Below are 20640 nucleotides of genomic sequence, written 5' to 3' on the forward strand. Positions count from 1 at the left end.
TTTCCCTGTGGGAGCCAGCCTGCTGGCGATGATGGTTGAGCATCCAACATTCATGTCGGCTGACATACAGCTATCGCCAGCAGGCTGGCTCCCACTGGAGTTTCGGGGGATTACAGGATTATTTGAAGCAGCTTGAGCTGAGTTTTTCGAGGACCCGATCAGCCTTGATTTCAGCCTTGATCATGGTCGACTGCCAGGTCGCTACGCAGGGTTGCAGATCCGGCTCCAGTTCAGCCCGCGCCAGCCATTGCCAGCAATCGTGCCAGTCGCCCAAGGCGCCTTGTGCAGACTTCAAGCGCGGCAGCGCCGCTTCGGGCAGCCGATCCAGTTCGGGATAGGCCTCGATGCCATAGCGCACACGCTTGATCAGCAAACGCAGACGATGACGGTCATGTGCTGGATCGTGCAGCGCTTGATCGAGTTTCTGCCACTGCTTGTCGAGGCGTTTTTCGATGCGTTTACCCAGACCTTTGAGCAGGCCCTGACGCTGCGATGCGCGCAAGAACCGTGGAAAGGCATCAAGAATGATCAACAACGACGCCACTTCGGCACTCGCCGCCAGCGCCGGATAGGCCTCGGCCATTTGCATCATGCGTCGCTGCGCGGCTGCGGGCTGATCGTGCTTGAGCAGGTACGCCGCCAGCACCTCGCGATCCCGCCACGGCGTGGTCAGTTGCCCGACACTCGCCGCCGCGCTTTCCAGCTGTTCGACACCGGGCAACCCGCGCAACGGCCGCAGCAGACTGCGCAAGCGCCGTACGGTGGTGCGCAGATCATGCAACGCCTCGGGGTCGGTGCGCGCGGTCAAACGCGCCTGACACGCCAACACCCGCACTTCCAGACTCAGGATATGAGCCACCAAGCGGTCAACCAACGCAGACATCACTTGCTCCTTGGTTCAATGACTTTGCGGATGAGTGTGGCGTTTCGCGAACGCAGCATCCTTGCTTCACGTCAGCAGCTTAACGTCCGGCGCGGGATTCGCGAATGTAAAAACGCGCTTTTTCGGCCTTGCTGGAGCAACCTTGGAAGCCTTCGAATTGCTGTTGAGTCTTGGCTGCCGTCAGCAACGACAGGGCTTTGGAGTAACTCACGGTGCCGGCAAAGCCTTCGGCCTTGGCCAGATCCAGTTCGTGCCATGCCGCGTCGAGCTGGCTGCCGCAGCTGTCGCGGTAAGCGGTTTTACCGGCGCAACCGGCCAATGCCAGAGCAATCAACGGTACACAGATCCAGGCTTTCATCACTCACACCTCAAAGATAGGTCAACAGTCGTGCAGGTAAGACGATGCGGCGGCGAAAAAGTGCCTTGTCCGCCCTGCAAAGACTCGTGGCGACAAGGATAGCGTCGAGCCGTCAACCAGTATCGAAAAAACGACGCCATGGCGCTATCAATCGTTCCTGACGATTGAGCCGACCGTTCGATGGGTGCATTGTGCAACCTTGACCGGAGGAAGTCTGATGAAAAAACGAGTCGCACTGGTGCTGGGTTCCGGCGGCGCCCGGGGCTATGCCCACATCGGGGTCATTGAAGAAATCGAAAAACGCGGCTACGACATCGCCTGCATTGCCGGTTGTTCGATGGGCGCGGTGGTCGGCGGGATCTACGCCGCCGGCAAGCTGGACGAGTATCGCAACTGGATCGAAAGCCTCGACTATCTCGACGTTCTGCGCCTGGTGGACGTGAGTTTCCGGCTCGGCGCGATTCGTGGTGAAAAGGTTTTCGGGCAGATCCGCAAGATCGTCGGCGAAATGAACATCGAAGACCTGCGCATCCCCTATACCGCTGTCGCCACAGACCTCACCAACCAACAGGAAATCTGGTTTCAGGAAGGCTGCCTGCATCAGGCAATGCGCGCCTCAGCAGCGATTCCCAGCCTGTTCACCCCGGTGATGCAAGGCAACCGGATGCTGGTCGACGGCGGCATTCTCAATCCGCTGCCGATCGTGCCAGTGGTGTCCAGCCACTGTGATCTGATCATCGCGGTCAACCTCAACTCGACTAACCAACGCCATTACAAACTGCCGGTAATCGAGCGCCCCGCCGCATTTCGCTCGCGCTTCGACAGCCTGATCAGTTCGCTGGGTTCGAAGATGCCGTTCCGCCGCACACAGGCCGAACAACTGCTCAAGCTCGAACAGGAGGCGTTGCGCGCCGAGGCCGCGGAAATCAATCCATGGCTCGAAGGCGCCGAGCCGGAAAGTCAGCAACCGGCCGCCGCCCCCGAGCGCGCAGGTGCGCCGAAGTCCGCGACCGGTTCGTTCATCATCGATAATGTCGGGCCGGCGTCGTTGCTGGATTTGATCAACCAGAGTTTCGAGGTGATGCAGACCTCGCTGGCGCAGTACAAGATTGCCGGGTATCCGCCGGATATTCTGATCAACGTACCGAAGCGGGTTTGCAGGTTTTTCGAGTTCTACAAGGCACCGGAATTGATCGCACTGGGACGCGAAATTGCCCGGGATACGCTGGATCGATACGAAAGTGAACAACAGCAATAAAGATCAAAAGATCGCAGCGTGCCGCAGCTCCTACCCTGGAATGCGTCCTCTGTAGGAGCTGCGGCACGCTGCGATCTTTTAGCGGTAGACGTCTATCCCAAGGATTCCAGCAACCGATATCCAACCCCCGCCTCAGTCACGATAAACCGTGGCCGGGTCGGATCGTCCGCCAGTTTCTGACGCAAGTGCCCGACCACAATCCGCAGGTAATGGCTGTCCTCGGTATGGGTCGGCCCCCAGATATCCTTGAGTAACTGCTGCTGCGTGATGACCCGCCCCGGGTGCCGCGCCAGTTGCGCCAGCACGGCATATTCCTTGCGGGTCAGCGCCACTTCGACGCCATCGAGCAGCACCCGCCGATAAGCCAGATCCACCGTCAACGGGCCGAAACTCAGCGCCGCTGGCTGCGCTTCCCCGGCCGGTGCCTGACGCAGCAATGCGCGCACCCGAGCGAGGAACTCCTGAATGCCGAACGGCTTGGTCACGTAATCATTGGCGCCGCCATCCAGAGCCTGGACCTTCTGCCCTTCGCTGGCGCGCACCGACAGCACCAGCACCGGCGTCGTGGCCCATTCGCGAAACTCGCGCAGCACTTGTTGGCCGTCCATGTCCGGCAGGCCGAGGTCGAGCACCAGCAAGTCCGGCTTGTTCAACGCGGCTTGAGCGAGGCCCTCGGCACCGGTGCCGGCCTCGAGCACTTTGTAGCCCTGCGAGGCGAGGCTGATACGCAGAAACTTGCGAATTTGCGGTTCGTCATCAATGACCAAAATGGTCGCGGTCTGGCTCATGAATTCACATCGACACAAAAGATTGGCAAGAGAGTAGCGCAGCCGGGATCAGGCTTCATTGTCCATCCCCGGTTGCGTCTGCAACGGCAGGTGCAAGGTGATGCAGGTGCCGCGCCCGTCGATGCCGTCGGCGACACTGATACGCCCGCCATGCGCACCGACCATGCCCTGACAGATCGCCAGCCCGAGGCCTGTGCCCTGGCCTCCGCGATCACCGCGTGCGGCGGTGTAGAACATGTCGAAAATCTTCGCCCGTTCGTCCTCGGGAATCCCCGGCCCTTCATCGCTGACCGAGAAGAAAATCTCTTCTTTATTGGCCCCGGCACTCAGTTGCAAGCGGCCATGGGTGGGTGAGAATCGTGCAGCGTTTTCCATCACATTGACCAGCGCCTGCTCGATCAACGCCGCATGCACGAACAGCAGCGGCAGTTCGGCGGGCACATCAGTGCTGACCTGCAACGGCGCCAGCACCGCACGCAGACGATTGAGCGAACTGCCGAAGATGTCCGCCGGCGACACCCAATCCCGTGCCAGCTTCAATGCACCGTGACCGAGACGGGTCATGTCCAGCAGATTCTGGATGTAGCGGTCGAGGCGCTCGGCTTCATCGCGAGTGCCTTCCAGCAGTTCGCGACGATCTTCCAGCGGGATCGCTTCGCCGAGCGCCAACAGGCTGTCGATGCTGCCGCGCATGGCGGTCAGCGGCGTGCGCAGATCGTGGGACACCGACGCCAGCAACGCGCTGCGCAGTTGCTCGGTTTCGCCATGTAGCCGTGCAGCTTCCAGATCATCCGCCAGTTGCGCACGAGCCAATGCCTGCGCCAGTGGCTGACTCAACGCCGTGAGCAAACGCCGACGCTGACCGCTCAAGGTCTGGCCTTCTTTGGCGCAAACACCGAGCAATGCCAGCGGCCCGTCTTCCACCGACAGCGGCCACCACCACCAACGACCGAGCGGCAAGGTGCCGGTGCCCATGCCGGCCGGTTGATCGTGTTGCCAGGCCCAATCGGCGGCGGCGCGCTCGGATTCAGAGAACTGCAGCGGTCCGCCAGTCTCGACTTTCCAGCCGCCCTGCCCGTCACGATTGAGCAGGCACAGTTGCAGATCGCTCCAGCCATTGAGGTGCTGGGCGGCAGCACTGACCACCGCTTGACGGTCGGTGGCGGCAGTCAGTTTGCGCGACAGATCGAGCAGTTCGGTGGTCTCTTCCTGGGTGTCGCGCAGCGCCTGCAATTGTCGACGCTGACGTGCCGCGAGATTGCCGGTGAGCGCCGCCATCAGCAGGAAAAAACACAGGGTCAGAACGTCTTCTTCACGCTGAATGGCGAAGGAAAAATTCGGCGGAATAAACAAAAAATCGTAAGTCAAAAACGATAGCGCCGCACAGGCCAGTGCCGGCCCCAGACTGCTGCGCACCGCCACCAGCAACACCGCTGCGAGGAACACCAGCGAGATGTTCGGCAGCGGCAATACGCTGGAAACAGCCCACGCCAATGCGCTGGCCAGCACCGTCGCGACCAGCGCCAACGCGTAGTCAAACCAGACCAGCGTCGGTGTGGTGCGCAGGCGTGGCTGATGGTGTTCCTGATCGCTGTCGAGGACGTTGATTTCCAGCCCATGGGCCTGACGCAGCAACCGCGCCGCCAGACCACCGCCAAACAAACGGCGGCGCAAACCTGGTCGAGACTGGCCGACCAGCACCAGACTTGCCCGACGTTCGGCGGCATGCTGAATCAGGGTTTTCGCCACTTCGCCGGCACGCAGCAGCACCACTTCGCCGCCGAGTCGCTCGGCCAGTTGCTGGGCATTTTGCAAGCGCAGGCGCGATTGCTCGTCGCGCACAGTGCCGTTGTCGACATGCACCAGACTCCACGGCAAATGCCGACGCTGGGCAACGCGGCTGGCATGACGAACCAGACGTTCGGCATGCGCATCGCCATCAACACCGACCAGCAAACGACCACGCACTGCCGGCGCGGCCTGACCGAGTTGTCGATAGCCTTGGGCGAGATCGTTATCGACCTGCGCCGCCGCCGTTTGCATCGCCAGTTCGCGCAACGCGGTGAGGTTGGTCTGGGTAAAAAACGCATCGATGGCCGCCCGCGCCTGCTCTGGCACGTAGACCTTGCCTTCACGCAGACGCTCGAGCAATTCGCGCGGCGGCAGGTCGATCAGCAACAGCTCAAAGGCTTCTTGCAGGACCCAGTCCGGCAGGGTTTCGCGCACCTGCACGCCGGTGATGCCGCGCACCTGATCGTTGAGACTTTCCAGATGCTGGACGTTGACCGTGGTGTACACGTCGATGCCGGCGGCGAGCAGTTCCTGAATGTCTTGCCAGCGTTTCGCGTGGCGACTGCCGGGGGCATTGCTGTGAGCCAGTTCATCGACCAACACCAGTTTCGGCCTGGCCGCGAGCAGGCCGTCGAGGTCCATTTCTTCGAGCATCACGCCACGGTATTCCGAGCGCACCAGCGGCTGCTGGGGCAAGCCGCCGAGCAGTGCTTCGGTTTCGGCGCGGCCGTGAGTTTCGACGACCCCGGCGATGACCTTCACGCCCTGGCGCAATTGGGTGTGGGCAGCCTGAAGCATGGAATAGGTCTTGCCTACACCGGGCGCGGCACCGAGGAATACTTTCAGCCGGCCACGGCCATCGCGGGGCAGGTCTGCTAACAGCGCATCGGCGCGGCCGGAATCGCTCATGCTTGAAATTCTCTTCCTGAAGTTTGTGTATTGCATGGAATGCCGCCATCGCCAGCAGGCTGGCTCCCACAGGAGCTCACATTTCCTTGTGGGAGCCAGCCTGCTGGCGATTCGACGCCACGCCGAATCAGAGCTTTTCCAGCGCGATGTTCAGCTCAAGCACGTTGACCACTGGCGGCCCCACCAGCGGCTGTTCGATATGCGCATCGAGCAGTTGCTGAAGAGTCGACACCGGCAGATTCCGCGCCGCCGCAACTCGCGCCAGTTGATAGGCAATTGCTGCCGGTGGCAAGTGCGGATCAAGGCCACTGCCGGAGGTGGTCAACAGCGCCAATGGCACCGGGCCCTGGCCGGGAACCTGCAACTTGTTGGCGTCGTCGATCACGCGAGTGGCCAGTGCCGGGTTGCTCGGCGCCAGGTTGCTTGCGCTGCTCGAAACAGTAGCGAAAGCACCAGCCGATGGCCGTGGGTGGAACCACGCATCACCGACGAAATCCTGGGCGATCAGCGATGAGCCACGGACTTTGCCGTCGGCGTCATGCACCAGGCTGCCATTGGCCTGATCGGGGAACGCGACTTGCGCGACACCGGTGACGACCAGTGGATAGGCGACGCCGGTGATCAGGGTCATCAGCACCAGCAGGCTCAGGGCCGGACGTATCATTGTGGACATTTCAAAATCCTCGAATTCAGAGAACAAGTACTGCGTTGATTCAGGAGAACCAGCGGTGCATTCATCGCGAGCAGGCTCGCTCCCACAGGGGAATGCATTTCAAAGTGGGAGCGAGCCTGCTCGCGAATGGGTTAAACCAGATGCAACGCCGTCAACAGCATGTCGATCGCCTTGATCCCCACAAACGGCACCAGAATCCCGCCCAAGCCATAAATCAGCAGATTGCGTCGCAGCAATGCCGCCGCACTCGCCGCCTGCACCCGCACGCCACGCAGCGCCAGCGGAATCAGCGCAACGATGATCAGCGCGTTGAAGACGATGGCCGAGAGGATCGCGCTCTGCGGACTGGTCAGATGCATGATGTTCAGCACCCCCAGTTGCGGATAAATCGAGGCGAACAGCGCCGGCAGAATCGCGAAGTATTTGGCCACGTCGTTGGCGATGGAAAAGGTCGTCAGGGCGCCACGAGTCACCAGCAATTCCTTGCCGATCTGCACCACGTCCAGCAGCTTGGTCGGATCGCTGTCGAGATCGACCATGTTCGCCGCTTCGCGTGCGGCTTGCGTGCCGTCGTTCATTGCCATGCCGACGTCAGCCTGGGCCAGCGCCGGAGCATCGTTGGCGCCGTCGCCGCACATGGCGACCAGACGACCGTCGTTCTGCTCGAGACGAATGCGTGCGAGTTTCTTCTCCGGCGTCGCTTCGGCCAGCACGTCATCGACGCCAGCTTCGGCAGCGATTGCCGCAGCGGTCAGCGGGTTGTCGCCGGTGACCATGACGGTGCGGATGCCCAGTTTGCGCAGCTCGGCAAAACGCTCGCGAATACCCGGTTTGACCACGTCCTTGAGGTGAATTGCGCCAAGCAGTTTGCCGTCGGCACAAACCAGCAACGGCGTGCCGCCACTCTGGGCAATCTTGTCGATTTCACGGGACAGCGCCGGGGCCAGATCGCCACGTTGTTGACCGATGAACGCCAGCAGCGAATCCACCGCGCCTTTGCGATACACGCGGCCCTGATAGTCGACACCGGACAGGCGGGTTTCAGCGCTGAACGGTACGGCGGTCAAGCTATCCAGTGCCGGCTCAGGCAGCGAGTTGGTGCCACGCAGAAACTCGACGATGGATTTACCTTCAGCGGTTTCGTCCGCCAGCGAGGCAAACAACGCGCCTTCGGCCAGATCGCGGGCATTGACGCCCGGCGCGGCATACACCGCGCTGCAACGACGGTTACCGAAGGTGATGGTGCCGGTTTTGTCCAGCAACAACACATGCACGTCACCCGCCGCTTCCACCGCACGGCCGGATTTGGCGATCACGTTGAGACGTACCAGACGGTCCATCCCGGCAATACCGATGGCTGACAACAGTCCGCCAATGGTGGTCGGAATCAGCGTCACCAGCAGCGCCACCAGAAACACCAGCGGCAGGCTGCCGTTGGCGAAGCGGGCGAACGGTTGCAGGGTCACGACCACCACCAGGAAGATCAGCGTCAGGCCGATCAGCAGGATGTCCAGCGCGACTTCGTTCGGAGTCTTCTGGCGTTTGGCGCCTTCGACCAATGCGATCATGCGGTCGAGAGTCGATTCACCGGGGTTGACGGTAATCTTCACCAGCAGCCAGTCGGACACCAGTCGGGTGTTACCGGTGACGGCCGAACGGTCGCCCCCGGACTCACGGATGACTGGCGCCGATTCACCGGTGATCGCTGCCTCGTTGACCGCGGCGATACCTTCGATGACTTCGCCGTCACCGGGGATCATCTCCCCCGCTTCGACGCGTACCACATCACCTTTGCGCAGCGCGGTGGCAGGCACCACCTGGAAGCTGCCATTGGCCAGTTTGCGCCGGGCGCTGAGGCCTTCGCTGCCAGCCTTCAGACTGTCAGCGCGGGCCTTGCCGCGACCTTCGGCCAGTGCTTCGGCGAAGTTGGCGAACAGCACGGTGAACCACAGCCACAGCGCGATTTGCGCAGCGACGAAGGTCGGTACCTCGGCATCGGGAATGAAGCACAGGACGGTGGTGAAAATGGCGGTCAGTTCGACCACCAGCATCACTGGCGAGCGCTTCAGTTGCCGAGGGTCGAGCTTGACGAAAGCTTGCACCAGCGCCGGACGCCACAGGGCCGAAATCGAAGTTTTCGCTTGTTCCGGCGCTTTGACGGCGGCAGGTTTGATTGCGGGCATATTCATCATCAACTCCTTAGAAGCCCATGCTCAGGTGTTCAGCAATTGGGCCCAGTGCCAGGGTCGGCAAGAAGGTCAGGCCACCCACCAGCAAAATGGTCACGGTCAACAGGGTCACGAACAGCGGGCCATGGGTCGGGAAGCTGTTCTGGCCAATCGGTGCGGTTTTCTTCATCGCCAGGCTGCCGGCCAGAGCCAGTACAGGAAGGATGTAACCGAAGCGCCCGATTAACATGCCAAGACCCAGCATCAAGTTATGGAACGGAGTGTTCGCACTCAGACCACCGAACGCCGAACCGTTGTTGGCGCTCGCCGAGGTGTAGGCGTACAGCAACTGGCTAAAGCCGTGCGGCCCGGGGTTACTGATGGTCGCCGCCGCCGATGGCACGCTCGCGGCGATTGCGCCCAGCACCAGCACGCCGACCGGCATCACCAGCAGGGTCACCACCAGCAATTGCACTTCTTTGGCTTGCAGTTTTTTGCCGAGGTATTCCGGCGTGCGACCAATCATCAGACCGGCGAGGAACACCGCGATCAGCACGTTGAGCAACATCCCGTAGAGCCCGGCACCGACGCCGCCGAAGATCACTTCGCCGACCATCATGTTCACCAGCGCAACCATGCCGCTGAGCGGGTTGAGGCTGTCATGCATGCCGTTGACCGAGCCGTTCGACGCGGCAGTGGTAGTCACCGACCACAGCACCGTGGCGGTGGTGCCGAAGCGTGCTTCCTTGCCTTCCAGCGGTGCCGTCTGTTCGACGGCAGCGTTGTTCAGCGTCGGGTTCGGTTGGTACTCGGCCCACAGCGAGGTCGCGCCGCCGATCAGGAACAGCGCCAACATGCAGGCGATGATTGCGCGGCTCTGACGCAGGTCTTTCACGTAGTGGCCGAAAGTGAACACCAGCGCCACCGGGATCAGAATGATCGAGCCGACTTCGAACAGGTTGCTCCACGCAGTCGGGTTCTCGAACGGATGCGCCGAGTTAACCCCGAAGAAGCCACCGCCGTTGGTACCCAGTTGCTTGATCGCAATCTGGCTGGCGGCCGGGCCGAGCGGGATCACTTGATCAACCCCCTGCATGGTCACCGCATTCACGTAATGCGCGAAGGTCTGCGGCACACCCTGCCACACCAGAAACAGCGCCAGCAGCAAACACAGTGGCAGCAAGCCGTAGAGGGTGGCACGAGTCATGTCGACCCAGAAGTTGCCGAGGGTCTTGGTCGATTTGCGACCGATACCGCGACACAGCGCAACCAGCACGGCAAGACCGGTGGCGGCGCTGACGAAGTTCTGCACGGTGAGGCCGACCATCTGGCTCAGATAGCTGAGGGTCGCTTCGCCGCTGTAGGACTGCCAGTTGGTGTTGGTCATGAAACTGACCGCGGTGTTGAACGCCTGCGTCCACTCCTGGCCCGGCAGATTCTGCGGGTTGAGCGGCAGATGATCCTGGAACAACAGGATCGCGAACAGCAGCAGGAAACCGGCGAGGTTGAACGCCAGCAGAGCCAGCGTGTATTTCTGCCAGCTCTGTTCGGCCTGCGGATCGACACCGGCAACGCGATAACAGCCGCGCTCGACCGGGCCGAGAATCGGCGTCAGCCAGGTGCGCTGACCTTCCATCACTTTGTAGTAGAAGCGCCCGAGAAACGGCGCCGGCAGCAGAACCACCGCGAAAAACGCGAGGATCAGCCAATAGTCATAACTGTGCATAGCCGCTCCTAGTTCCGATCCGCGCGCAACAGCGCAACCAACAGATAAATGAACAGCCCCGCTGCCAGCAGCAGGGACACCCCGTCCAGAACGCTCATGGAAGATCTCCGTTTTACGGCGTATTGCCGCGTGTGGAGTGATTGTCGGAAAAGAGGCTGTAAAGGAGCGAGGCCGAGGGGGTTGGCTGGGCATAAAGAAAGCGTAAAGAGTGGGTTTATGCGGGCTTTACAGCAGCGTTCAAACCATCGCCAACAGGCTGACGCTCCAAATGTGGGAGCCAGCCTGCTGGCGATAGAGGCATCGCTAACGATATCGCACCCGACTGGCGCACAAAATGCAGCCATCCAGCAGCAAACATCCTCGATACGACCCCTTTCAGCTCATAACGACTTGTTTTTCCGCACTGGCACGCCCACTGCACACGCCCTCCCCCGAGCTTTCCAAACCGTTCAGGGAGCAAACGCATGAACACACAACTCAAACCCACGCTGGGCACGCTGCACTTGTGGGGCATCGCCGTGGGGCTGGTGATTTCCGGGGAGTATTTCGGCTGGAGTTACGGCTGGGGCGTGGCCGGTACATTAGGTTTTCTGGTGACCTCATTCATGGTCGCGACCATGTACACCTGCTTCATCTTCAGCTTCACAGAACTGACCACCGCGATCCCGCACGCAGGTGGGCCGTTTGCCTACAGCCGTCGTGCGTTCGGTGAAAAAGGAGGATTGATCGCCGGGCTGGCAACGCTGATCGAATTCGTCTTCGCCCCACCAGCGATTGCCTTGGCGATTGGCGCCTACCTGAATGTGCAGTTTCCGGCACTCGACCCGAAACACGCAGCGGTCGGCGCCTACATCGTGTTCATGGGGCTAAACATTCTTGGTGTAAAACTGGCGGCGACCTTCGAACTGATCGTCTGCGTGCTGGCCGTCGCCGAATTGTTGGTGTTCATGGGCGTGGTCGCCCCGGCCTTCAGCTTCAGCAGCTTTGCCCTCAATGGCTGGGCCGGTTCGGATACGTTCGGCGCACCTGCAATCGCCGGGATGTTCGCGGCGATTCCATTTGCGATCTGGTTCTTCCTTGCCATCGAAGGCGCAGCCATGGCCGCCGAAGAAGCCAAGGACCCGAAACGCACGATTCCCAAGGCGTATATCAGCGGCATTCTGACTCTGGTTTTGCTGGCGATGGGCGTGATGTTCTTCGCCGGTGGCGTTGGCGACTGGCGTGCATTGGCCAACATCAACGACCCACTGCCACAGGCAATGAAAGCTGTGGTTGGCGACAGCTCAGGCTGGCTGCATATGCTGGTGTGGATCGGTCTGTTTGGTCTGGTCGCGAGTTTCCACGGGATCATCCTCGGCTATTCGCGCCAGTTCTTCGCCCTCGCCCGCGCCGGGTATCTGCCGGCTTCGCTGGCCAAACTTTCGCGGTTTCAGACCCCGCATCGGGCGATCATTGTCGGCGGCATCATCGGTATCGCGGCGATTTACAGCGATGGCTTGATCAATCTCGGCGGCATGACGCTGACCGCAGCGATGATCACCATGGCAGTATTCGGCGCCATCGTGATGTACATCATGAGCATGCTCAGCCTGTTCAAACTGCGTAAATCGGAACCGAATCTGGAACGTACTTTCCGCGCGCCGTGTTATCCGCTGGTGCCGATCATCGCGCTGGTGCTGGCGGTGGTTTGTCTGGTGGCCATGGCCTGGTTCAATGCATTGATCGGGCTGATCTTCCTCGGCTTCATGGCGGTGGGATTTGGTTACTTCCTGCTGACTGGGCATCTGCGTGCCAACGCCCCCGCTGACGCAATGCTGACCGGGTTGTAAGCACTGATAAGGACGCCGAACATATTTGTAGGAGCTCACGAGTGAAACGAGGCAGCGATCTTTTGATCTTCTCCTGAGCCCAAAGCGGTGCTCAGGGCATAACACGCCTAGAATGGAACCACTGCGGATTCATTTCGCTCAAAAGTGGTATGCAGCGTCGCACGGCGAAATCCTCGCCCGTCGATCTGCCCTTAAGGAGAGCCGTTATGCCCTGGTATGCCTGGTTGATTCTGGTCGTTGCAATCGGCTCGATCGTTGGCGGTCTGATGATGTTGCGCGACACCGCCACCAAGGTCGAACTGACCGATGAAGAACGCAAGCGCGTAGCCGCACGCAATGCCGAAGCGGACGCCAAGGAAGCACAAGACCGCTAACAAAAACCCCGCCAGATTGGCGGGGTTTGTTTTTTATGTAACCAAGAGACTTATCCGCGAGCTTTTTGGAGTAGAAGTACAGTCACCATTTAATTTTCCGTGGTTAAGATGGCGACATTGTTGCGGAGAGTTCCAAATGCGTTACTCGCAGGACCATAAAGCCCAGACCCATCAGCGCATCATCAAGGAAGCTTCGGCACGCTTTCGCAAGGACGGAATTGGTGCGACCGGACTGCAGCCGCTGATGAAAGCCTTGGGGCTGACCCACGGCGGTTTTTACTCGCACTTCAAATCCAAGGACGATTTGGTCGAGAAGGCTTTGCAAGAGGCCAGCGATCAGGTCGACGAGTTGTGTGAGGAGTTATTCTCCCAGGAACATCCACTCGAGGCGTTCATCGAGACCTACTTGTCCGAATGGCATCAGACTTCGCCCCACGAAGGCTGCCCACTGCTGACCATTTCTTCTGAACTCGGCTTGCGAGGGCAACCCAGCCCGACCACCGACAAAATACTCAATGCGCGACTGGATCAGATCGAACAGACCCTCGAAGGTGAAAAGACTGCCGACCGGGCCATTGTCATCATGTCGACATTGATCGGTTCGTTGCTGCTTTCGCGCAGTATCGCGGATGCCGATTTCGCACAAAAAATCCTCGACGTCACCCGCGATCACCTCCTGCAATCAGACGATTAAGCCTGCCAGCGCTTGAACAGCACGCTGGCGTTTACTCCACCAAACCCGAAGCCGTTGGACAACGCGTACTCGATCGGCATTGAACGTGCCTGACCGTGAACAATGTCCACACCCGCGCTCGCCGGGTCGGGGTTTTCCAGATTGAGCGTCGGCGGTACCACCTGGTCGCGGATTGCCAATAAGGTAAAGATCGCCTCAAGCCCGCCAGCAGCACCAAGCAAATGCCCGGTAGCGGATTTGGTCGACGTCACGGCAATTTTGTTTTCCGTGCCAAACACACTTTTGATCGCTGCCAGCTCACCCAGATCTCCGACCGGCGTAGACGTAGCGTGAGCATTGAGGTGCTGCACCTGACCCGGTGCAATCCCGGCCTGGGCCAAAGCCAGTTCCATCGCCCGTCGCGCACCGCTGCCATCCTCGGGCCCAGCGGTCAGGTGGTAGGCATCGGCACTGGTGCCGTAACCGACCAACTCGGCCAATGGTTGAGCACCACGAGCCAATGCGTGTTCCAGCGATTCAATCACCAGCAACCCGGCGCCCTCGCCCATCACAAAGCCGTCGCGACCGCTGTCGAACGGCCGTGAAGCGCGCTCGGGGGTGTCGTTGTAGCCGCTGGACAACGCCCGCGCCGCCGCGAAACCGGCAAGGCTGACTCGATCAATCGCCGCCTCTGCCCCACCACACACCGCAATATCGGCCTCACCAGCGCGGATCATTCGCGCAGCATCGCCAATCGCTTGAACCCCGGCGGCGCAAGCGGTTACCGGTGCACCCAACGGGCCTTTCAAATTGTGCCGGATCGATACGTGGCCGGCTGCAAGGTTGACCAGAAACGAAGGAATGGTGAACGGCGACAAACGTCGCGGACCACGGCTGTCAGTGGTGCGCACAGCATCGGCAATCGCGCCGAAACCACCGACACCCGAACCGATAATCGTGGCTGTGCGTTCCTGAGCGTGAGCCTCGGATGGCTGCCATCCGGCCTGCTCCAAAGCCTGACGAGCCGCCTCCATGGCGAACATGATGAAGCGATCCATCTTCTTCTGTTCTTTCGGCGGCGTGGCGCGATCCGGATCAAAACCGGCTTCTGCATCCTCTTCCATCGTCGGCACCGCGCCGCCAACCCTGGTTGGCAAATCCGCGATCACCGCCTCCGGCAATTGACGGATTCCCGAGCGTCCGGCGAGCAAGCGCTGCCAGACAACTTCGACACCGCTGCCCAAGGGTGAAACCAGGCCAAGGCCCGTGACGACTATTCGACGCTGATCCATACCGCGTTTACCTCAATGTTTTCGAAAGTCTTACTTGTAACGTTTGGCCGCAGAACTGTGCGAAAGGTTCGGCGCGAGTACATGACGGGCGGCAACATAGGCGTGCCAGTCAGCCGCATCGGGCAGCGACGGAATGGTGATCAACTCGCCCTGATCCAGACCTGCCAGCGAAGCATCAACCATCTCGCCCGCCTCCATCACCATTTCGGCGGGAATACCGCTGGCGTCGATACCCGAGCGCTCCCAGATTTCAGTACGAGTTACGCCTGGCAACACCGCTTGCACCTTGACGCCGGTGCCATCGAGTTCGGCATTGAGCGATTGGGTCAGGCTCAACACGTAGGCTTTACTGGCGCTGTAGGTGGCATTGAAACGTTCAGGGAACAATGCCACCACCGAGGCGATATTGATGATCGTGCCACGACCAGCCTTGGAAAAACTCGCCGCAGCAGCTGAGGCCAGGAGCGTCACGGCAGTAATGTTCAACTGAATGAGACTTTCCAGTTGTTCGGAATCTGAATTGGCCAGCAGACCATCGGCAGCCACGCCTGCGTTGTTCACCAACAGGCTGATGCTTGAATCGCTGCGTAACCGTTGCTGAAGTTTGAGTACATCGTCCTTTTGCGTCAGATCGGCCTTTAGCACTTCGACCTTTACACCGTGCGTCTCACGCAAGGTGCTCGCAGCAGTTTCCAGACGCTGTTGATCGCGAGCCACCAGCAACAGATCAAACCCTCGCGCCGCCAGACGCTCGGCGTAGATGGCGCCGATTCCGGAAGAAGCACCGGTGATGAGGGCTGTACCTTGGGACTTGGCAGAATTCATGACGGGACTCCAGATGAGCTTTAGAGAAGGACAGCGGAGGCGCACCTGAGCGCCGAGGGAATTATTATAGGCATAATCTCAACGCCATATGATAGCCGTAATTTTATGTGATCCGACGAAACTCTCCCGTACCGCGTTCACGTCTCATGACTCATCAGAACGAAAAAAGGCCGGTCAATGACCGGCCCCTCGGCGTTGAATAATCAGCTTAGTTCACTTCCAGCTTCTCGCGGTTGCGATCCAGGATCGCCTTGCCAATGCCCTTCACTTCCAGTAATTCATCTACCGAGGCGAATGGCCCATTATCATCACGATACGCAACAATCGCCTTCGCCTTGGCCTCACCCACGCCGGCCAGTTCCTTCTGCAAGGTCGCGGCATCAGCACCATTCAGGTCGACCTTGTCGCTTACTGAAACGGTGACCGCCTCGGTCATCATGATCGATTTTTCAGGCTTTGGTGCAATCCCAGGAGCCGCAATTGCGACGATCGAGGCGCTGGTGAGCAGGGCAAAAACCAGAGAGTTGAAAAAACCGGTACGCATTAGTGACGCTCCATCATCAATTGAGAAAGCAGCTTTTCCGAAGCTGCTCCCCAAACTTAGGCGATGAATGGAGCCTGTCAAAAATGTGTCTGTTGCAGGATGTGAAACAATCAGGGTTCTAGGCGGCGCTGCTGGTAGATCCAGTCGACAATTTCGCCGTCCGGGGTGTAACCGCTGACGGTTTCGCGCAACAACTGGCGAACTCGGGAATAGTCATCCGCTGCGACAGCGGCGAGCAGTTCAGTCAGCCGGGACTTCAAGACATCCCAAGGCAAGTGATCCTCGTTGGCCGTCATAATCATCGGATGCGGTGTCGCAGCAACGTTGTCACCGATCAACAGCTCTTCGTAGAGCTTTTCACCTGGACGCAACCCCGTGAACTCGATGGAGATATCGCCCTGCGGGTTGCGATCGGAACGAATACTCAGACCGGACAAGTGAATCATCTTCTCTGCCAGCTCGACGATTTTCACCGGCTCGCCCATGTCCAGCACAAACACATCGCCACCCTGTCCCATCGAACCGGCCTGTATAACCAGTTGCGCGGCTTCGGGAATGGTCATGAAATAACGGGTGATCTTCGGATGGGTGACGGTCAGCGGGCCACCGGACTTGATCTGGCTATGGAACAGCGGGATAACCGAACCCGAAGAGCCCAGCACATTGCCGAAGCGAACCATCGTGAACCGGGTTTTATTCACCCGGGAAACTTTTGCACTGTCACCGAACAGCACTGGGGCGACTTCTCGGCTGAGTGCCTGAAGCGTCAATTCCGCCAGGCGCTTGGTACTGCCCATAACATTGGTGGGACGCACCGCTTTATCAGTCGAGATCAGGACAAAATTCGATACACCGCACTGCAGGGCAGCCTGAGCGGTGTTGAGTGTACCAATAACATTGTTCAACACGCCTTCGGCTATGTTGTGCTCGACCATGGGCACGTGCTTGTAGGCGGCCGCGTGGTAAACCGTGTCGACCTTCCAGGTTTTCATCACATCGAGCAATTTGTCCTGGTGGCGTATGGACCCGAGTATGGGAAGCAATCGAACTGGAGCCGACTCTCGGGAGCTGCGTTGCTCCAGCTCTGAAAGAATGCTGTAGAGATTGAACTCACTGTGTTCGAACAACAGAAGCGTCGTCGGACCAAGCAAGAAAATCTGCCGACACAGCTCCGAACCGATCGAGCCACCGGCACCTGTCACCATTACAGTCTTGCCTTTGATACAGCGCTCGAGAAGATCAGGCTGAGCTGGAACGGCATCGCGCCCCAGCAAGTCTGCAATATCGACTTCCTGAATATCTTCGACTTTGACTCGGCCACTCGCCAGATCGGAGAAATTCGGCACGCTGCGAATATGCAACGGAAAGCCTTCCAGCAAGTTGAGAATTTCCCGCCGACGAGCGCGAGTCGACGATGGCAGTGCGAGAAGGATTTCCTGCGCTCCAGTGACATCGATCATCTGCTGAATATGCTTGGGCTTGTAGACCTGCAGACCCGAGATCGAGCGATCGGAAATACCCGGGTCGTCATCGATAAAGGCCACGGGACGCATGACTCGCCCCATTCGCAATGCAGCGACCAGTTGATTGCCTGCGACGCCCGCGCCGTAAACCGCGACCTTGGTCAACCCGTCATCACGGTTGGCAAAAGGGACATGCTGAGCAGCTGAAAACCAGTCACCCATGAAGTATTGGCGCATGCATAGCCGCAACCCGCCAATGATGACCAAGCTCAGCCACCAGTAGTTGAAAATGATCGAGCGAGGCACAACTGCTTCGTGGTTGCTGTACCAGTAAACAACCACGGCCAGAATCAGCGACGACAAACTGACAGCCTTGATAATTGCAATCAGGGCGTCATTGCCGAAATAACGCATGACGGCACGGTACATGCCGAAGCGAATGAACAAAGGAATAGCGACAACCGGGGCGCAGACGAATAACCAGAAGTGGACCCTGAACGGGTTGTACATATCATCGATACCCAATCGCACGATGAACGCCAACCACAGAGCACTCCACACCAGAAAAATGTCTGTACCGACCTGAATCAGTCGTTTGCGGCGCCGTGGAAGTCCAACGAGACGCTCTCTGACCTTATCCATTAACTCTTCAAGCACCTCAGTTTCCCTCCTTCAAATGCCAATCGCCGTAATGAATCACCCGCCAGCAGCATGACTCTAAACCTAGATAACAGACTGGTTATCTTTTGCGCCATCGGCGTTCTTTTCAAGTTCTCCCGCGTGAAACCTGATCGCCAGAAAAACCAGAGGGATGTAGGCTAAAAGTACACCCCATACGCCGCCCAGCCCAAACCGTGTAACACCTACCGCAATTGGCAACAACCAGCATAGATTGATCAGACCCGTTGTGAGTGTAACGGGCAAATGCCGACCATATTCCCTGGAAGCAAACTGATAGGCATGGCTTCTGTGCGCCTCATAAACCTTGTCACCTCTGAGCAGGCGCCGGAACAGTGTAAAAGTGGCATCAACGATAAATACACCAAGCAGGATCAGCCACCCCCAGAACAGCGAAGGGTTTTGCCACGCCGCCTGGAGAGAAAGCCCTCCCAGAACAACGCCAAGAAAACCGCTACCTGCATCACCCATGAAAATCTTTGCCGGTGGAAAATTCCAGCAAAGAAAGCCCATGACCGCCGCCGCCAACAACAACGGTGCCCAGATCAACGCTGTTGCATCGACGAGCCAATACAACAGGCATGCGCCGAGGCAAGCGCATATCGCCTCAACACCCGCGATGCCGTCGATGCCATCCATGAAGTTGTAAAGATTAAGTAGCCACACGAGGTAGAACAGCGCCAGCAGATGACCAGCAACACCCAGGTCAACCTGCGCCCCGAATACCTCGACAGCAGGCATGCCACCGAGCCAGAACAACAGCCAACCAGAGGCGAAAAAATGCCCCAGCAGACGCCAGCGCGCCGCAATATGGCCGTGATCATCCATGAAGCCAATTACCGCGATCAGACCTCCAGCGCCGGCAACAGCAAAAAAAGCGCTGGATGAAGTCATGCCAACGCCCCATAACACCACTAGCGCCAAAACAAATGCCACCACTATCGCTACACCACCTCCGCGTGGAGTAGGCACTGAGTGCGAACTGCGCGCATTCGGAATATCCAACAGACTGCGCGCCAACGCGTAACGGCGTAAGGCCCACGTGAGAATAAAGGATAAACAGAAGACGACTGGGAGAAACCATCCATAAGTCATGATTTTTGCGTTTCCAGAAAATGCTTTGCGGTCAGGTCCAGGCCCTTATCGAGACTGATGGGCGGCGTCCAACCGAGCAACTGCCGATTTTTACTGATATCAACCTGCAAAGAGCCAAAAAGCCGCTGCGATATCGAACGCCGCCCAATCAATGCGGATACCCGCTCCATCATCCATACCGGCACGGGTAAAAGATGACTGGTCTTCCCCAGCGCCAGGCCCACTTTGCGCAAAAGTTCAGAGGTGGAAACATCTTCGCCATCACTGGCCATGAACACTTGATTTGCCGCCCCCGGATGCTCGGCACAGGTCAGGATAAGATCCACAAGGTTGCCAACTGATACCAGACTGCGACGATTACGCACTGAACCAAAGGGCAACGGCACCCCGCGGGCCAGCCATTGCATCATGGAAAGAAAATTGGCTTTCACCCCTGGCCCGTAGACCAGAACCGGGCGAATAATCACCACTTCCATACCTGTGACCTGCGCCAATTGGCGCAGCCCCTGCTCAGCCTCAAACTTGGAAACGCCATAGGCGTCAGCCGGTGCAGGCACATCGTCGGCACGGAAAGCAGTACCAGGACCGGTTGCCTCTCCGTTAACTTTCACCGAACTGATAAAGATGAAGCGTTTAACCCCCGACACTGCGGCTTGACGAGCGAGGTTCAACGTCGCGTGGACATTGATCTCACGAAAAGCAGCGATTGGATCGGTCTCCACTTCATCCATGACGTGAACACGTGCCGCTGCATGAACGACGATATCAACATCGGCAAGGGCGTGGCTCCAGTCATTAGCACCATTTAAACCCTCGAATGGTAGAACCCGCACACCCGTAGCATATTCACCGGCCCTCGACCGCATCGGCGCGACGACAGAACAATCCGGCTCCATCATCAGCCGATCAATGAGTGCACTCCCCAAAAAACCATTACCACCGGTAATCAGGAATGTCTTGGATCGCATGGAAGCACCTTGAGTTAAAAAATCAATGCCGACGGTACACATCAGCAGATGTTGACCCGGCAAGTGGACGCGTCAATTCAGCAATCACGGAAATCGCGTCGCCGAAGCAATAAATGAGGGGCAGTTTATTGAATTACGCCTTTCTTAGCCACGTCAAAGCCTCCTGAAGCGGATATTTACCGGGTGTCGGGCAAACATCCGTCATCCTGTGTGCCGGCGAACTCGTTTACAACGATACCAACTATTGCCCCCATGCGGCTGACATGCAGTTCGTAATGAATATTCACAGTAAAGTTCGCGAAAATTTATCCAGCTAAAAAATAAATCACCTGGGCTGCCAATTTC

General features: G+C 58.8%; 18 protein-coding genes. 4 read left to right on the plus strand and 14 right to left on the minus strand.

Annotated elements, in window-relative coordinates; all coding sequences use genetic code 11:
* Positions 1-118 precede the first annotated feature (118 nt).
* Positions 119-883, minus strand: coding sequence for a CHAD domain-containing protein (locus ACIOZM_RS20820; RefSeq protein ID WP_401216719.1), 765 nt, complete (start codon positions 881-883; stop codon positions 119-121).
* Positions 884-962: 79 nt separating this feature from the next.
* The gene (locus tag ACIOZM_RS20825) at positions 963-1241 is read right to left on the minus strand and encodes a hypothetical protein (RefSeq protein ID WP_401216720.1); all 279 of its coding nucleotides are present in this window, start codon (positions 1239-1241) and stop codon (positions 963-965) included.
* Between the two features lie 217 nt (positions 1242-1458).
* Between ACIOZM_RS20825 and ACIOZM_RS20830 the strand changes: the two genes are divergently transcribed.
* Positions 1459-2499: a patatin-like phospholipase family protein gene (locus ACIOZM_RS20830; RefSeq protein WP_401216722.1), complete on the plus strand. Its 1041-nt coding sequence runs from the start codon at positions 1459-1461 to the stop codon at positions 2497-2499.
* A gap of 92 nt (positions 2500-2591) precedes the next feature.
* On the opposite strand, the gene ACIOZM_RS20835 is transcribed toward ACIOZM_RS20830, so the two are convergent.
* From ACIOZM_RS20835 to kdpF, 6 genes are all read right to left on the minus strand, one after another.
* Positions 2592-3287, minus strand: coding sequence for a response regulator (locus tag ACIOZM_RS20835; RefSeq protein ID WP_401216724.1), 696 nt, complete (start codon positions 3285-3287; stop codon positions 2592-2594).
* 48 nt (positions 3288-3335) lie between these two features.
* Positions 3336-5987 (minus strand): DUF4118 domain-containing protein, encoded by a 2652-nt coding sequence (locus ACIOZM_RS20840; RefSeq protein WP_401216726.1) that lies wholly within the window; start codon positions 5985-5987, stop codon positions 3336-3338.
* Positions 5988-6114: 127 nt separating this feature from the next.
* Positions 6115-6660, minus strand: coding sequence for a potassium-transporting ATPase subunit KdpC (gene kdpC / locus ACIOZM_RS20845; protein ID WP_401216728.1), 546 nt, complete (start codon positions 6658-6660; stop codon positions 6115-6117).
* 131 nt (positions 6661-6791) lie between these two features.
* Positions 6792-8849 carry a potassium-transporting ATPase subunit KdpB gene (gene kdpB, locus ACIOZM_RS20850; RefSeq protein ID WP_401216730.1) on the minus strand — a complete coding sequence of 686 codons (2058 nt, stop codon included), beginning with the start codon at positions 8847-8849 and terminating at the stop codon, positions 6792-6794.
* Positions 8850-8859: 10 nt separating this feature from the next.
* A complete protein-coding gene (kdpA, locus tag ACIOZM_RS20855) occupies positions 8860-10554 on the minus strand; it encodes a potassium-transporting ATPase subunit KdpA (RefSeq protein WP_401216731.1) in 1695 nt (564 codons plus the stop codon).
* Positions 10555-10562: 8 nt separating this feature from the next.
* A complete protein-coding gene (gene kdpF / locus ACIOZM_RS20860; RefSeq protein WP_007963673.1) occupies positions 10563-10652 on the minus strand; it encodes a K(+)-transporting ATPase subunit F in 90 nt (29 codons plus the stop codon).
* Between the two features lie 366 nt (positions 10653-11018).
* Here kdpF and eat point away from each other — a divergent pair, with 366 nt between their 5' ends.
* The 3 genes from eat (at position 11019) to ACIOZM_RS20875 (ending at position 13451) form a co-directional block, all read left to right on the plus strand.
* Complete coding sequence (gene eat / locus ACIOZM_RS20865; RefSeq protein WP_401216733.1) at positions 11019-12383, plus strand: ethanolamine permease; 1365 nt, start codon at positions 11019-11021, stop codon at positions 12381-12383.
* 206 nt (positions 12384-12589) lie between these two features.
* The gene (locus ACIOZM_RS20870) at positions 12590-12757 is read left to right on the plus strand and encodes a DUF2897 family protein (RefSeq protein WP_401216735.1); all 168 of its coding nucleotides are present in this window, start codon (positions 12590-12592) and stop codon (positions 12755-12757) included.
* A gap of 136 nt (positions 12758-12893) precedes the next feature.
* A complete protein-coding gene (locus tag ACIOZM_RS20875; protein WP_401216736.1) occupies positions 12894-13451 on the plus strand; it encodes a TetR/AcrR family transcriptional regulator in 558 nt (185 codons plus the stop codon).
* Here ACIOZM_RS20875 and fabF read toward each other — a convergent pair.
* The 6 genes from fabF to ACIOZM_RS20905 form a co-directional block, all read right to left on the minus strand.
* Positions 13448-14722, minus strand: coding sequence for a beta-ketoacyl-ACP synthase II (fabF, locus tag ACIOZM_RS20880; protein WP_401216738.1), 1275 nt, complete (start codon positions 14720-14722; stop codon positions 13448-13450). The genes ACIOZM_RS20875 and fabF overlap by 4 nt on opposite strands.
* Before the next feature lie 30 nt (positions 14723-14752).
* Positions 14753-15547 carry an SDR family NAD(P)-dependent oxidoreductase gene (locus tag ACIOZM_RS20885; protein ID WP_401216740.1) on the minus strand — a complete coding sequence of 265 codons (795 nt, stop codon included), beginning with the start codon at positions 15545-15547 and terminating at the stop codon, positions 14753-14755.
* Between the two features lie 208 nt (positions 15548-15755).
* The gene (locus tag ACIOZM_RS20890) at positions 15756-16091 is read right to left on the minus strand and encodes a ComEA family DNA-binding protein (protein ID WP_401216741.1); all 336 of its coding nucleotides are present in this window, start codon (positions 16089-16091) and stop codon (positions 15756-15758) included.
* Between the two features lie 110 nt (positions 16092-16201).
* Entirely contained in the window at positions 16202-18196 is a 1995-nt protein-coding gene (locus ACIOZM_RS20895; RefSeq protein ID WP_401216743.1) for a polysaccharide biosynthesis protein, read from the minus strand.
* An 81-nt stretch (positions 18197-18277) separates the two neighbouring features.
* Complete coding sequence (locus ACIOZM_RS20900; RefSeq protein WP_401216745.1) at positions 18278-19327, minus strand: glycosyltransferase family 4 protein; 1050 nt, start codon at positions 19325-19327, stop codon at positions 18278-18280.
* The gene (locus ACIOZM_RS20905; RefSeq protein WP_401216787.1) at positions 19324-20295 is read right to left on the minus strand and encodes a UDP-glucose 4-epimerase family protein; all 972 of its coding nucleotides are present in this window, start codon (positions 20293-20295) and stop codon (positions 19324-19326) included. The genes ACIOZM_RS20900 and ACIOZM_RS20905 overlap by 4 nt, the downstream gene beginning before the upstream one ends.
* Positions 20296-20640 lie beyond the last annotated feature (345 nt).

The sequence above is a fragment of the Pseudomonas sp. NPDC087346 genome (assembly GCF_044744235.1).
GTDB lineage: Bacteria > Pseudomonadota > Gammaproteobacteria > Pseudomonadales > Pseudomonadaceae > Aquipseudomonas.

What these genes read in the sequence shown, in the direction of transcription:
- ACIOZM_RS20825 (WP_401216720.1), bottom strand. Translation starts at nt 1,241, where the DNA reads ATGAAAGCCTGGATCTGTGTACCGTTGATTGCTCTGGCATTGGCCGGT.
- kdpA (WP_401216731.1), bottom strand. Translation starts at nt 10,554, where the DNA reads ATGCACAGTTATGACTATTGGCTGATCCTCGCGTTTTTCGCGGTGGTT.
- kdpC (WP_401216728.1), bottom strand. Translation starts at nt 6,660, where the DNA reads ATGTCCACAATGATACGTCCGGCCCTGAGCCTGCTGGTGCTGATGACC.
- kdpF (WP_007963673.1), bottom strand. Translation starts at nt 10,652, where the DNA reads ATGAGCGTTCTGGACGGGGTGTCCCTGCTGCTGGCAGCGGGGCTGTTC.
- fabF (WP_401216738.1), bottom strand. Translation starts at nt 14,722, where the DNA reads ATGGATCAGCGTCGAATAGTCGTCACGGGCCTTGGCCTGGTTTCACCC.
- ACIOZM_RS20895 (WP_401216743.1), bottom strand. Translation starts at nt 18,196, where the DNA reads ATGGATAAGGTCAGAGAGCGTCTCGTTGGACTTCCACGGCGCCGCAAA.
- ACIOZM_RS20820 (WP_401216719.1), bottom strand. Translation starts at nt 883, where the DNA reads ATGTCTGCGTTGGTTGACCGCTTGGTGGCTCATATCCTGAGTCTGGAA.
- ACIOZM_RS20870 (WP_401216735.1), top strand. Translation starts at nt 12,590, where the DNA reads ATGCCCTGGTATGCCTGGTTGATTCTGGTCGTTGCAATCGGCTCGATC.
- ACIOZM_RS20885 (WP_401216740.1), bottom strand. Translation starts at nt 15,547, where the DNA reads ATGAATTCTGCCAAGTCCCAAGGTACAGCCCTCATCACCGGTGCTTCT.
- ACIOZM_RS20835 (WP_401216724.1), bottom strand. Translation starts at nt 3,287, where the DNA reads ATGAGCCAGACCGCGACCATTTTGGTCATTGATGACGAACCGCAAATT.
- kdpB (WP_401216730.1), bottom strand. Translation starts at nt 8,849, where the DNA reads ATGAATATGCCCGCAATCAAACCTGCCGCCGTCAAAGCGCCGGAACAA.
- ACIOZM_RS20830 (WP_401216722.1), top strand. Translation starts at nt 1,459, where the DNA reads ATGAAAAAACGAGTCGCACTGGTGCTGGGTTCCGGCGGCGCCCGGGGC.
- ACIOZM_RS20840 (WP_401216726.1), bottom strand. Translation starts at nt 5,987, where the DNA reads ATGAGCGATTCCGGCCGCGCCGATGCGCTGTTAGCAGACCTGCCCCGC.
- ACIOZM_RS20900 (WP_401216745.1), bottom strand. Translation starts at nt 19,327, where the DNA reads ATGACTTATGGATGGTTTCTCCCAGTCGTCTTCTGTTTATCCTTTATT.
- ACIOZM_RS20905 (WP_401216787.1), bottom strand. Translation starts at nt 20,295, where the DNA reads ATGCGATCCAAGACATTCCTGATTACCGGTGGTAATGGTTTTTTGGGG.
- ACIOZM_RS20875 (WP_401216736.1), top strand. Translation starts at nt 12,894, where the DNA reads ATGCGTTACTCGCAGGACCATAAAGCCCAGACCCATCAGCGCATCATC.
- ACIOZM_RS20890 (WP_401216741.1), bottom strand. Translation starts at nt 16,091, where the DNA reads ATGCGTACCGGTTTTTTCAACTCTCTGGTTTTTGCCCTGCTCACCAGC.
- eat (WP_401216733.1), top strand. Translation starts at nt 11,019, where the DNA reads ATGAACACACAACTCAAACCCACGCTGGGCACGCTGCACTTGTGGGGC.